We start from the raw sequence: 15,061 nt of genomic DNA on the forward strand, positions 1-15,061 counted from the left end.
TTATGGGCGGTACGGTGCCTCTGCCGTGCACACCTTTGCCCCACAAAAAAGCCCCGGCTCACACCCATGAGCCGGGGCTTGTGGATTAAGCGACGGTTACTCCATGGCCATCACAAAGCTGCGTATGAACTCGGCATTGTCGATGATCCGTTCGTGGTCCACATCGATCTCCACCGACCGCACCACCGCCTGGCCGAGCACCCGAGCCATACTGTCTTCGATCAACGCCTTGTGCTGGCCCGCACGGCTCATGGCCGCCCACCAGCAACTCACCGGCGCCTTGAGTGGCTTGAAGTCAGCCTGCTCCATACGCTTGAACAAGGTGCGGTCAACCTCCCAGGAAACCTGCGCCTCGTTGCCACCCAACAGCGTTTGCTGAATGTCGCGGAAAGCTTCACCCAAGGTGGTTTCAGCCCATTCGATGAACCCTGCCCATTGCTGATCCGCCGTGTCGTCGGCCACTTGCAAAGCCTGCCAGGTGCGATGGATCGCCTCTGCAAACGCAGGGAACATCACACCGAGCAAGGCCACGCGCCGATCATTATCGGAGATCTCGCGCTCATCGGTGATGACGGCCGCATCCCAATACTGAGTGAGCCAACGCGGGGGGGCCGAGTCGATCCAACCCACGAACTCCACGTTCCGGCCCGCCTGCTCCAGGCCATGCGCAACCTCTACCGCGAGGTTGCCGCCCAGCGACCAGCCGGCCAGGCGGAAGGCGCCTTCGGGCTGAGCTTCCAGTAACTGCGTGATGTAATCCTCGACCATGCTGGCCCAGGTCGGCACTTGCGCACCCTCCTCGGCCAATGCGCGACAAATCACACCGACCACAGGCCGCTGCTCACGCAACGCCAGGGCCAAAGCCTTGTAGCAATGCACCGAACCATAGCTGGGGTGGAACAGGTAGACAGGCGTGCCCGTGTTCTGACCGTTGAGCGGGACCAGCAGCGAACGACGTGCCGTCCCTTGCAGGCAACCGACTTGCGCACGCACGGTCGGGTTGAGCATCAACTGGCTGACAGAAAGGTCGATGCTGCTGGCCTTGCGAATCCGCTCCTTGAGCATCAATACCAACAGCGAATGACCACCCAACTCGAAGAAGTTGTCGTTCACCCCAACTTGCTCTACGCCAAGTACATCGGTCCAGATCGCGGCGATTTTCTGTTCGAGCTCATTCTGCGGTGCCTCAAAACGCTGGGTCGACTGAGTGTCCGGCTTAGGCAATGCCTTGCGGTCCAGCTTACCGTTGGGGCTCAGGGGCATCTGCTCCAACAACAGCCATTGTGCCGGCACCATGTAGTCCGGCAAATGGCTGGCCAGGTGGGCACTGAGGGTTTCACGCCACTGCGCATCCTGCTCCTGCAAGACCAGGTAGCCAACCAGGTATTGGCCGTCTACCGCCAATACCGCCGCTTCACGCACCGCTGCATGCTCCAGCAGCCGCGCTTCGATTTCACCCAGCTCGATGCGCAGGCCGCGCAGTTTGACCTGATGGTCGATGCGCCCGGCGTATTCGATCACGCCGTCTTCGCGGTAGCGCGCCAGGTCACCGGTGCGGTACAGGCGCTCCCCCTTGATGAAGGGATGGGCGACAAACCGTTCGGCGGTGAGTGCCGGACGGCGGTGGTAACCACGCGCCAGACCGATCCCTCCGAGGTACAACTCGCCCAACACACCCACCGGCACCGGTTCGAAGTTGCTGTCAAGGATGTAGCAGCCCAGGTTGGCAATGGGTTTGCCGATCGGTACCGCGTCACGGCCTTCATCGACGCAGGTCCAGTGGGTCACGTCGATGGCCGCTTCAGTTGGGCCGTACAGGTTGTAGAGCCCGGCTTGCGGCAGCTTGGCGAAGACTTGCTGCTGGGCATCCACCGGCAATGCCTCGCCGCTGCACACGATGCGTTGCAGGCTTTGGCAGGTGGACACCGCCGGGTCCTGAAGGAACGCCTGCAGCATCGACGGCACAAAGTGCAGCGTGGTGACCTGCTGCTGATTGATCAGGTTGATCAGCCTGGCCGGATCCCGATGATCCCCCGGCGCTGCCACCACCAGGCGCGCACCGGTCATCAAAGGCCAGAAGAATTCCCACACCGATACGTCGAAGCTGAACGGCGTCTTTTGCAGCACCGTGTCACTGACGTCCAGGCCGTAGGCTTCCTGCATCCAGTGCAAGCGATTGGCCAGGGCTGAATGCCGGTTGCCGGCGCCTTTGGGTTGGCCGGTGGAGCCCGAGGTATAGATCACGTAGGCGAGGTTTTCGCCGTCCAGCGTGATGCCTGGGTTGGCGTCGCTGTAGTGCTCGAATACAGACTCGCCCAGCACCAGGGTTTCCAGCCCCTGAGGAATCGGCAACTGTTCACGCAAATGCGCCTGGGTCAGCAGCAGTTTCACGCCACTGTCGTCCAGCATGTAGGCCAGGCGTTCACGCGGGTACTCAGGGTCCAGCGGCACATAGGCACCACCGGCCTTGAGCACCGCGAGCAGGCCGACCACCATTTCAATGGAGCGCTCGACCGCCAGGCCCACCAGCACGTCCGGACCTACCCCAGCTTCGATCAGGCGATGCGCCAAGCGGTTGGCCCGACGGTTCAGTTCGGCGTAGCTCAGGCGCTGTGCACCAAACACCAAAGCCGGTGCTTCTGGTGTCAGGGCTACCTGCTCTTCGATCAACTGATGCACGCCGCGCTGCAACGGGTACTCACGCGCCGTTGCGTTCCAGTCCTCAACGATCCGTTGACGCTGTGCGGCGGGCAGCGACGGCAAGTCCGCCAGGCGCTCCACCTGCGGCAGCGTCAAGGCTTGCAGCAATTGCTGGAAATGTTCCGCCAGGTGCACGATGTCCTGTGCGTCGAAGGCGGCGTGAGCGTAGTTGAACTCCACCGCCAGGCTGTCACCGATGGCCAGCAGCACGGTCAGTGGATAGTGGGTCTGTTCCAGGCTGTCCATCGCACCGAACCGCAGGCCCGCCGGCGAGCCCTGCTCCAGCGCTTCGGACACCGGGTAGTTCTCGAACACCAGGATGCTGTCGAACAACGCCTCGCCACCAAGCCCGGCCCAACGCTGGATCTCGAACAGCGGCGTGTGCTCCTGTTCACGCAGGCGCAGGTTTTGTTCCTGCACTTGCTGCAACCAAGCGTCGACGCTCAACTGCGGGCTTGGAGTGGCCACCACCGGTAGCGTGTTGATGAACAACCCGACCTGCTGCTCGATACCCGCCAACTCGGCCGGACGCCCCGCGACCGTGGCGCCGAACGCGACCGTGTCAAGGCCGGTATGCCGTTGCAACAGCAAGAGCCAGGCGCTTTGCACCAGCGTATTGAGGGTCACCTTGTGGCGCTGGGCGAAAGCCTTGAGCTGTTCGGTCGCCGTCTGCTCCAGCGTCAGGTGATGAACGCCATTGGCCTGGGGCACACCCGACTCATGGGTGATGCCACGGGAAAGGCGCGTGGGCTCCTGCAAACCGGCCAACTGGGCTTTCCAGAAGGTCTCGCTGGTGAACGGGTCCTGGGCCTGCAACCAACCGATGTAATCCCGGTAGCGCCCACTGGGTGCGCGCACCGACTCGCCGGCATACTGTTGCAGCACCTCGCCGAACAGCTGCGAGGCACTCCAGCCATCCATCAGGATATGGTGGTTGGTGTAGATCAGATGGTGGCTGTCGGGACCGGTACGGACCACCATCAGGTTCAGCAAGGGCGCCTGTTCCAGCACAAAACCATCGGCTCGCAGGGTATGCGCCAACGCGTCAAGCGCCTCGCCACTGTCTGCGCGCTGCTGCCAATCGTGCTCGACAAACGGCACCTGCGCCGTCCGGTACACCACTTGCAACGGCTGCTCCAACTCGGTCTGCCAGAGGAAACCGGTCCGCAAGATATCGTGGTGCTCCAGCGCGACCTGCCAGGCTGCGCGGAAACGCGCCACATCCAATCCTTGCACCTCAACGCGCATTTGGTTGATGTAGTCGCCCGAGCCCTGGCCAAACAGCGATTGGAACAGCATGCCCTGTTGCATCGGCGACAGCGGGTAAAGGTCTTCGACCTGGTTCAACGGCAACCCCAAGCCATCCAACTGCGCCTGGTTCAAGCGCGCCAGCGGGAAGTCCGACGGCGTGGCGCCGGCCTGTCCGGGCTGGCAGCAGTGCTTGATCAACGCCTTGAGCTCTTCGGCGTAGTCATCGGCCAACTGCTGGATGCAAGCGGGATCGAACATCTGCTGGCTGAATCCCCAGTTCAGGTTCAGCTCGCCGCCGTACACCTGGCCATTGATTTCCAACCAGTTGCCCAGCGATGCGTCCGGGCTCTGATCGTTGCCGGCAGCGTCACCGGACGGCGCAAACAGCCCCTCGTGTTCAGGGCTATCAAAACTCGCATCGAACTGGCCCAGGTAGTTGAAGGTAATGCGCGGCTGCGGCAAGTCTGCCAATGCATCGCGTACCTCGGGCTGGCCCAGGTAGCGCAAAGCACCAAAACCGATGCCCTTGTCGGGAATGGCGCGCAGTTGTTCCTTGATCCCCTTCAATGAGCCAGCCAGGGTTGCAGCCGGCGTGAGTTTGACCGGGTAAATGCTGGTGAACCAGCCGACCGTGCGGGTCAGGTCGATCTCCTCGAACAGGTCTTCGCGGCCATGGCCTTCGAGGCGGATCAGGGTGGAATCGTGGCCGGTCCAGCGCCCGATTACCCGCGCCAGCGCCGTCAGCAGCAGGTCGTTGATCTGGGTGCGGTAGGCGGCAGGTGCATCCTGCAACAGGCGGCGCGTGTGAGCGGCGTCCAGGTGCGTGATCGCACTGCCGGCATGCCGGTTGCTCAAGCTCGCCTGCGGATTGGCGCCCGGCAGGTCAGATTCGGCGCCGTGCAATTGGGCTTGCCACCATGCCAGTTCCCGGGTCAGTGCGTCGCCTTGGGCATATCGCTGAAGCCGCTGCGCCCAGTCGCGGGTCGAACTGGTCTTGGCGGGCAACGCCACCTTGGCGCCACTGGCGAGTTGGCGATAGGCCGTTTGCAGGTCCTCAAGGAGGATCCGCCATGACACGCCATCCACCACCAGGTGGTGGATAACCAGCAGCAAGCGTTGCGTACCATCGTGCAATTGAACCAGCACCGCACGCATCAACGGGCCCTGGTCGAGGTCGAGGCTGCGTTGCGCCTCCTCACCCAAAACAGCCAGCTCTTCGATATCGTGCAGCACGCTTTGCCACAGCACGGCATCGGCCTGGTGGTGCTCGGCGGCGCGATACATACCCTGCCAGCCGTCCGTGCCCTCGACAAACCGGGAACGCAGCGCATCGTGATGCACGATCAGCGCCTGCAAGGCCTGGGTAAGCATGCCAGCGTCAAGGGGCTCATGGGCTTTGAGCACCACCGACTGATTCCAGTGGTGACGCTCGGCAATCTCATCGGCAAAGAAAGCCTGCTGGATCGGCAGCAGCAACGTTTCGCCACTCAAGGCCGCCTGATCAATCGTCAACCCGTCGTCCCCCTGGCGTGCCACACCGGCCAGGCTTTGTACGGTCTGGTGCTGGAACAGGTCCTTGGGCGTAAAGCGGATTCCGGCCTGCCGCGCACGGCTCACCACCTGGATTGAGATGATTGAATCACCGCCCAGCTCGAAGAAGTTATCGTTCAGGCCCACTTGCGGCAAGCGCAGCACGTCGGCCCAGATCGCCGCGAGTTGTTGTTCCAACTCGCTCTGCGGTGCCACGTAGGCCTGTTGCAACAGGCTGGCGTCCGGCTGCGGCAGGCCCTTGCGGTCCAGCTTGCCGTTAGGGGTCAGCGGCATTTGCGCCAGGAACATGAAGTACGCCGGCACCATGTAGTCCGGTAGACGGGTTTTCAAGGCGCGGCGCAAGGTTTCGCGCAACTCGGCTTCGTTGGCCAGGCTGGCATCTGCGGGCACCACATAAGCTACCAACTGCTTGCCGGCCGGGCCGTCCTGGGCGACTACGACGGTTTCACCGACGTTGTCCTGTTCGCGCAGACGCGCTTCGATTTCGCCCAGCTCGATACGGAAGCCTCGGATCTTCACCTGATGGTCGACGCGCCCCAGGTAATCCACCACGCCATCCGGGCGGCCACGGGTCAGGTCGCCGCTGCGGTAGGCACGGCTGCCAGGCTTGCCAAACGGGTCCGGCACGAAGCGTTCGGCGGTCAGTGCCGGACGTTCCAGATACCCACGGGCCACGCCTTCGCCGCCCAGGTACAACTCGCCAGCCACGCCGATAGGTTGCAGGTTGAGTTGCGAGTCCAGCACGTAGCCATTGCGATTGCCCAGCAATGTGCCAATCGGGGCGTAGACCGCGCCGCATGGGTCGCCCTTGCGCGCTTTCCACAGCAGTGGCGTGACCACCGTTTCCGTCGGGCCGTAGCCGTTGAACAGATAGGTCGGCTTGAGTGCGCGCCAGGCCAGGTCGTAGCTGGCTTGGGCTACGGCATCGCCACCGAAGCAGTACACGCGCACCTTCGGCGGGTTGCCGTCACGCTCGGCATGCTCGGCCAACTGCTGCAGATAAACCGGCGGGAACACCGCCATGGTCACGTTGTGGCGATGCATTTGCTGGTAGGTGTATTCCGGCAGCCACAGGCTGTCATCGCGGATCAGCACGCTGGCACCGTTGATCAACGGGTGCATCCAGCCTTCATGGGAGCCGTCGAAGGCAAACGACATGAAGTGTAGTTCGCAATCGGCGGGCGAGGTTTCATAACGCTCGCCGGTGGCGATGATGTGAGCCACCAGCGGACCGTGGGATACCGCCACGCCCTTGGGCAGGCCGGTGGAGCCGGAGGTGTAGATCACGTAGGCCAGGTTGTCGCCGTCCAGTTTCACATCAGGCGCCGTGTCGCTGTAACCGGACCATTCCTCGGTGCGATCAATCGCCAGGCTGTCCAGACCCTCGGGAATAGGCAGTTGTTGCAACGCGCTGGTGTGGGTCAGCAGCAACTGGGCACGGCTGTCCTGCATCATGTACAGCAGGCGATCTCGCGGGTATTCGATATCCAGCGGCACGTAGACGCCACCGGCTTTCATCACAGCAAGGAACGCCACCATGATTTCGGCACTGCGCGGCATGGCAATCGCCACGCGCACTTCCGGGCCGACGCCACGGGCGATCAGCGCATGGGCCAGGCGGTTGGCCTGGCTGTCCAGTTCGCCGTAGGTCAGGGTCTGTGCGTCGAACTTCACTGCCACGGCATCGGGGGTTTCGCGGGCCCGGTCGGCCACTCGCTCGTGCACCAGGCGCTCGGCCGAGAAGCCGGCATCGGTCTGGTTCCACAGCTGCAGGATGTGCCGTCGCTCGTCCTCGCCCAACAGGTTCAGTTGGCTGATGGGTTGCTGTTGGTCGGCAACCATCGCTTGCAGCAGGTTCTGCCAATGCCGCGCCATGCGCTCGATGGTGGAGGCATTGAACAGATCGGTGGCATAACCCAGGGTGGCCCAGATACCGTCAGTGCCTTCATGCACGTCCAGGTCCAGGTCGAAGTGCGCGGTCTGGCTTGCCCATTCCATGCCTTCGACACGCAAGGTGGACAGTTGATGCTCGGTTGCGCCCAGACGTGCTTCGGTTTGATGGTTGAACATCACCTGGAACAGCGGGTTGAGGCTCAGGCTGCGCTCGGGTTGCAGTGCCTCCACCAGTTGCTCGAACGGCAGATCCTGATGGTCCTGGGCTTCCAGCGCACGGCGGCGGGCCTGCTGCAACAGTTGCAGCACTGAGGTCTGCTCGTCGATATCGGCCTTGAGCACCTGGGTATTGACGAAAAAGCCCAGCAACCGCTCGGTTTCAACTCGGTTGCGGTTGGCAATAGGCACGCCCACGCGCACGTCTTCCTGGCCGCTGTAGCGATGCATCAACGCCTGGAACGAGGCCAGCAACAGCATGAACATCGTCACGCCTTCGCGCTGTGCCAGGCCTTTGAGGTCGGCGACCAAGGCCGGCGGCAATTCTACAAACAGGCGCGCACCGCGATGGCTTTGCTCAGCCGGGCGCTGGTGGTCGAACGGCAGTTCGAGCACCGGTTGCTCGCCACCGAGCAACGCCTGCCAGTAGCCCAGTTGCCGGTCCTTCTCGCCGGCGTCCATCCACTCGCGCTGCCAACGGGCGTAATCAGCGTACTGGATCGGCAAGGCCGGCAACTGCACCTCCAGGCCCTGACTGTAGGCGCTGTACAGTTGCACCAGTTCATCGACCATGATCTGCATCGACCAACCGTCCGAGACGATATGGTGCTGGACCAGCACCAATACATGCTCGTCGTCGCTCAGGCGCAACAGCGTAGCCCGCAGCAGCGGCCCCGCTTGCAGGTCGAACGGCCGGGCGATCTCGGCTTCGACCTGCGCCTTGACCTGCGCTTCATCGCTCTGACGCAATGCAATCTCGACACGTGCCTGCGGCAGGATCACCTGCACGGTCTGCTCATCGCCCTGATGCAGATGGGTACGCAGGCTTTCATGGCGCGCCACCAACGCATCGAAACTGCGCTGCAGCGCGTTCAGGTCCAAACGGCCCTTGAGGCGCAGAGCGCTGGGCACGTGGTAGGCAGTGCTCTCGGGGTCGAGCAACCAGAGGAACCACTGGCGTTCCTGGGCGTAGGACAACACCAACGGCAGCTCGCGAGACGCGGGAACCAACGCCGGCGCCGTCGAACCGCCGCGCTTGCCCTCGGTGTGCAGCGCGGCCACAAACCCCTGCAGGCGCGGTTGTTCGAACAGCACACGCAAGGGTAACTCGATCCCCAGGTTATGCCGCAGGCGTGAAGCCACTTGCATGGCCAGCAACGAATGCCCGCCGAGTTCAAAGAAATGGTCGTTCAAACCGATACGCTCGGCGCCGAGAATATCTGCCCAGATCGCCGCGACCTGCTGCTCCAGCGCACTGATGGGGGCCACCCAGTCCTCTGTCGCCTGAGCCGCTTCCGGGCGTGGCAGGGTATGCCGGTCCAGCTTGCCGTTGGGGCTCAGCGGCAGGCGCTCCAGAAACATGAAATGTGCCGGCACCATGTAGTCCGGTAGCTCATCGCGCAACACGCCACGAATACGCTCACGCAAGCCAGGCTGCTCGGCTTCCGTCAATGGGGTGACGAGGTAGGCGATCAGTTGCTGGTCGGCAGCGATCACCAACGCTTCGCGCACGTCGTCCTGTGCCAGCAGGCGCGATTCGATCTCGCCCAGCTCGATACGGAAGCCACGTACCTTGACCTGGTGGTCGATGCGACCGATATACTCGATCACGCCATCGGCGCGGTAACGGGCCAGGTCGCCGGTACGGTACAGACGCCCTCCCCCGAGCGGGTCGAAGGGGTCGGGGATAAACCGTTCGGCGGTCAGCGCGGCGCGGTTGAAGTAACCCCGTGCCAGCAGCGGCCCGCCGATCACCAATTCACCCGCCACGCCCACGGGCACCGGGTTCAGGCCGGCATCCAACAGGTAAATCGCACGGCCGTCCAGCACGCGACCAATCGGCATCATCTGCGTAACGGTCTCGCGACCCTCCACGTAACCGGCGCAATCCAGAGCGGTCACCGTGACGGTCGCTTCGGTGGGGCCGTAGGTGTTGAGCAGGCGCACGTGGCCCAGCCCGGCATCACGCCAGGAGGCCAGCCCTTCCGGTGGCATCGCCTCACCACCGGCATGCACCTGGCGCAGGCGGCCGTAATCGCGCACACCGCGCTCGGCAAAGTCACGAGCGATCAGGTGCCAATAGGCGGTGGTCAGGTCAACCACCGAAATGTCATGTTCGATCAGTTGCGCATAGAAGGTGTCGCTGTCCCACAACTCACCGCCGCGCACCACCACGGCGGCACCGCAGCACAGCGCCGGATACAGCTGTTCGACAAACCCGTCGAAGTTGAACGTACCGAACTGCAACACACGGTCAGCCGCAGTCAGTTCGAACAGCTCGATAAACACCTCGACATGCCGTGCCAGTGAGGCCTGATCGATACCGACGCCCTTGGGCCGCCCGGTGGAGCCGGAGGTGAACATCAGGTACGCCAGGTTCGCGGGGAACGCCCGTATCTCAGGATTGCTGCCCGGGTACTCGGCCAGCCAGTCCGCACCCTCTTCCAGGCAAATCAACGTCAGGCCAGGGCTGATCGGCAAGCGCTCCAGCAGCGGCTGCTGGGTCAGCAACAGTTGCAGGCCGCTGTCTTCGATCATGCATTGCAGGCGGTCCTGGGGGTATTGCGGGTCCAGCGGGACATAGGCGCCACCGGCCTTGAGCACCGCCAACAGCGCAACGATCATCTCCAGCGAACGGTCCACGGCCACGCCGACCAGGCTGTCGGCGCCCACGCCCTGCTCGATCAGTGCATGGGCCAAGCGGTTGGCCCGCAGGTTGAGGTCGGCGTAGGTCATGCGCCGCTGATCCATGATCAAGGCGATAGCCTGGGGCTGGCTGGCCACCTGTTGTTCGAACTTTTGCAGCACGCTGCCATGGGCGGCACGCGACGGTTGCGGCGGGTTCCACGCGTACAGCATCTGCGCTTGTTCATCTCTGCCCAGGATCGGCAAGTCGGCGACACACTGCTGGGCATTGCCCGCCACACGCTTGAGCAAGTTCTGCCAATGGGCGGCGAAGCGCTGCAGGGTGCTCGCGTCGAACAGTGCGGTGGCGTAAGTCAGCGAAGCCAGCAGCCCCTCACCAGACTCTTCGGTGTCCAGGCTCAGGTCGAAATGCGCCGTGTGACTGTCCCACGTCAACCCTTCCACACGCAGGCCAGGTAGTTGCTGACCATCGCGATGGGCTTGCGCAGCCGACTGGTGGTTGAACATTACCTGGAACAACGGGTTGTGGCTCAGGCTGCGCTCAGGTTGCAAGGCTTCGACCAACTGCTCGAATGGCAGGTCCTGGTGGGCCTGCGCGCCCAGCGCCTGTTCCTTGACCTGTTGCAGCAGTTGGGCAAAGGTCATGTGCCCGTCAATCTCGGCCTTGAGCACCTGGGTATTGACGAAAAAGCCGATCAACTGCTCGGTTTCCAGACGGTTGCGGTTGGCGATCGGCACGCCAACGCGGATGTCCGACTGGCCGGTGTAGCGGTACAACAGTGCCTGGAAGGACGCGAGCAACAGCATGAACATCGTCACGCCTTCGCGCTGTGCAAGGGCGCGCAAGCCCTCAACCACCGACGACTCCAGCACCAGGTCCAGGCGTGCCCCCTGATAGTTCTGCATGGCCGGACGCGGCCGATCCAGCGGCAACTCCAGCACCGGTTGCACATCTCCCAGGCGCGCACGCCAGTAGGCCAGCTGGCGCTCCTTTTCACCCGCCTCCATCCAGCTGCGCTGCCACTGGGCATAGTCGGCGTACTGAATCGGCAACGGTGCAAGGGTGGGCTCAAGGCCCTGGCTGTAGCCTGCATACAAGCTCACCAGCTCATCGACCATCACTTGCATCGACCAGGCATCCGAGACGATATGGTGCTGCACCATGACCAACACATGCTCGCGTTCGCTCAGTTGCAGCAGCTTGATGCGCAGCAATGGCCCGGACTGCAGGTCGAATGGCCTGGCGATTTCGTCTTCTACCATCGCCTGCAACCGGGCCGGCTCAGTCGAGCCAAGCACTTGATAGTCGATGACCGGCGCGACTTGCTCGATCACACGCTGGACAGTCTGGTGCGTATCGGCAAAAAACACCGTACGCAGCGTTTCATGGCGCTGCACCAGAGTATCGAAGGCCCTTTGCAGGGCGTTGCGATCCAGCGCACCCACCAGGCGCAACGCGGCCGGAATGTGATAAGCCGCACTGTCCGGTTCAAGCTGCCAGAGGAACCACTGGCGCTCTTGAGCATAGGAAAGCAGCAAGGGTTGTTCGCGGTCAGCCAAGCTAATGTGCGCAACATCGGCGCCCTTTTCACCCAGCGCCTGTACAAACGCCCCCAAAACCGGTTGTTCAAACAGGCTCTTGAGCGCTACGTCGATCGCCAATGCCTGGCGTACCCGCGACACGACACGTGTCGCCAGCAAGGAGTGACCGCCCAGCTCGAAGAAATGATCTTCAAGGCCAACCTGTGGCACCCCCAACACTTCGGCCCAGATCGCGGCCACTTGTTGCGCCTTCTCGCCGACCGGTGCCACATAGCGTTTTTGCAGCAGGCTGGCGTCCGGCTTCGGCAGCGCCTTGCGGTCCAGCTTGCCGTTGGGCGTCAACGGCAGGCGCGCCAGGAACAGCATATGCGCCGGCACCATATAGTCCGGCAACACCGCGCGCAGCGCGGTCTTGAACGTCTCGCGCAGGGTGCCCTGATCGGTTTCCGATGTCACGGCGTGCGTCACCAGATACGCCAGGAGCTGGTCATTCTCGGCCACCACCACCGCTTCACGGACAGCGCTCTGCTCACGCAGGCACGCCTCAATTTCCCCCAACTCGATACGGAACCCGCGCACCTTGACCTGATGGTCGACGCGGCCGATGTACTCGACCACACCATCCACGCGATAACGCGCCAGGTCGCCGGTGCGGTACAGCCGCTCACCGTTGCGGGCAAAGGGGTTGGGTACGAAGCGCTCGGCGGTCAGCGCAGCACGACCGTGATAACCCCGGGCCAGGCCGACACCGCCGATCAGCAGTTCCCCGCTGACGCCGACCGGTGTCGGAGCGAGTTCGGCATTGAGGATAAACAGCGATGTGTTGGCAATGGGTCGACCCACAAACGGCAACGGCTCAACCAGTGAGTGAGCCGCCGACCAGATGGTGGTTTCCGTCGGGCCGTACAGGTTCCACACCGCGCCCTGCTGGGCCAGCATGCGCTCGGCCAGGTCGGCCGGCAGCGCTTCGCCGCCGCACAGGCACTTGATCCCGTGCAGCACGGCGCGGCGCTCGCTGTCGAGCAGCATGCGCCAGGTCGAGGGCGTGGCTTGCACGACCGTGATCGCCTGTTCATGCAGCAGGCTCAGGATGGCTTCGGGGTCCTGGGAAACAGGCTTGTCCGCCACCACGACCGTGCCGCCCACCGCCAGGGGGACATACAGTTCAAGGGCGAAAATATCGAAGGAGAAGGTGGTCAACGACAGCAACCGCGCCTTGGCGTCGATGCTCAACGTGTCGGCCATGCCCTGGGTAAAGCTGCTCAGGGCGCCATGGCGCACCATCACACCCTTGGGCTTGCCGGTGGAGCCGGAGGTGTAGATCACATACGCCAGGTGCTCATCGGTCAGCGCGACCTGCGGGTTGTCACTGCTGTAACGGGCGTCCTCCTGTTCACTGATGAACAGCACCTGTTGATCGGCTGCCAGCGGCAGGCGCTCGTGCAGGTCACCGGCGGTCAACAGCACACGTGCGCGGCTGTCTTCGAGCATGAACGCCAGGCGGTCGGCCGGAAACTGCGGGTCGAGCGGCACATAGGCGCCGCCCGCCTTGAGCGTGGCCAGCAAGGCCAGCACCATGTCCACCGAACGCTCCAGCGCCACGGCCACCAGCACATCCGGGCCGACACCGGCCGCGCGCAGGCGATGGGCCAGGCGGTTGGCGCGCAGGTTCAGTTCTGCGTAGCTCAAAGACTGGCCGTTGCAGACCAGCGCTGTCGCGTCCGGACGGGCCTGTGCCTGGGCTTCCAGCAGGCGGTGCACCCCGACATCCTGGGGGAACACCTGATGCGTGTTGTTCCAGGTGTGCACCAGTTGCTGCCATTGCGCATCGTCCAGCAACGGCAGCTCGCCGACGCGGACGTTGCAATCCTGCACCACCTGTTGCAACAAACGGTGCCAGTGCGCGAGCAAGCGCTCAAGGCCCGGCGCGTCAAACAGGTCAGTGGCGTAGGTCAACGACGCCTGGATGCCCTCAGCCGATTCCTGGGTGTCGAGGTTGAGGTCGAACTGCGCGGTCTTGCTCTCCCATTCCAGCCCCTGCACGTGCAGGCCGGTGACGCTGCCGCCGCTGCGCTGGGTATCGGTCTGGTGGTTGAACATCACCTGGAACAACGGGTTGTAGCTCAGGCTGCGTTCCGGCTGCAGCGCTTCCACCAGTTGCTCAAAGGGCAAGTCTTGATGCGCCTGGGCTTCTACCGAGCGCTGGCGGGTTTGTTGCAGCAGTTCATGGAAGGTCATCTGGCCGTCGATATCGGCCTTGAGAATCTGCGTATTGACGAAAAAGCCGATCAGGCGCTCGGTTTCCACCCGGTTACGGTTGGCCACCGGCACGCCGATGCGGATATCACCCTGGCCGCTGTAGCGATGCAACACGGCCTGGAACGACGCCAGCAACAACATGAACACCGTCACGCCTTCGCGCTGCGCCAGGCGCTTGAGGCCCGCCACCAGCGACGCTTCGAGCGTCAGGTCGAGCCGTGCACCCCGGTAGCTCTGCACCGCCGGTCGCGGTCGGTCCATCGGCATTTCCAGTACCGGTTGCTCGCCACCGAGCATGCCGGTCCAGTAGCCCAGTTGGCGCTCACGTTCCCCCGCCTCCATCCAGCTGCGTTGCCACAGCGCATAGTCGGCATATTGAATCGGCAAGGCCGGCAATTGCAGGTCCTGGCCCTGCACATGGGCCGCGTAGAGCTGGACCAGCTCGTCGACCATCACCTGCATCGACCAGCCATCAGACACGATGTGATGCTGGACCAGCACCAGCACATGTTCCTCAGGCGCCAGGCGCAGCAGCTTGACTCGCAACAGCGGGCCTTGCTGCAAGTCAAACGGCTGGGCAATTTGCGCTTCCACCAGGTCCTTGAGCTGCGACTCCCGGGCGTCGACCACGGCGATCTGCACCCGCGCCTGCTCGGCAATCACCTGCAAGGCACTGTCGCCGTCCTCCTGCAAATGCGTGCGCAGGCTTTCATGACGCATCATCAGCGTGTCAAAGCTGCGCTGCAATGCGGCCACGTCCAAGGGCCCGCTCAGGCGCAGGGCCCTGGGCACGTGATAAGCGGTGCTCTGCGGCTCCAGTTGCCACAGAAACCATTGCCGCTCCTGGGCATAAGAGAGTCGAAGAGGCTCACCGTCCTGACGCTTGAAAACCGGGGCTATCTCAAACAGGTTGATGCCTTGCTGCTTGAGCATTACCGCCAACGCTTTCTTCTGTTGCGCCGAAAGTGACCCTACCGACTCGATTAATGCTTGCACGCCACGC

1 protein-coding gene is annotated in these 15,061 nt (G+C 63.2%); it reads right to left on the reverse strand.

Features of this window, described 5'->3' with window-relative positions; translation table 11 throughout:
* Positions 1-96: 96 nt before the first annotated feature.
* Positions 97-15,054 (reverse strand): non-ribosomal peptide synthase/polyketide synthase, encoded by a 14,958-nt coding sequence (locus NL123_RS18525; RefSeq protein ID WP_494356025.1) that lies wholly within the window; start codon positions 15,052-15,054, stop codon positions 97-99.
* Positions 15,055-15,061: the final 7 nt, after the last annotated feature.

Source organism: Pseudomonas sp. FBCC-B1565, from assembly GCF_059133265.1.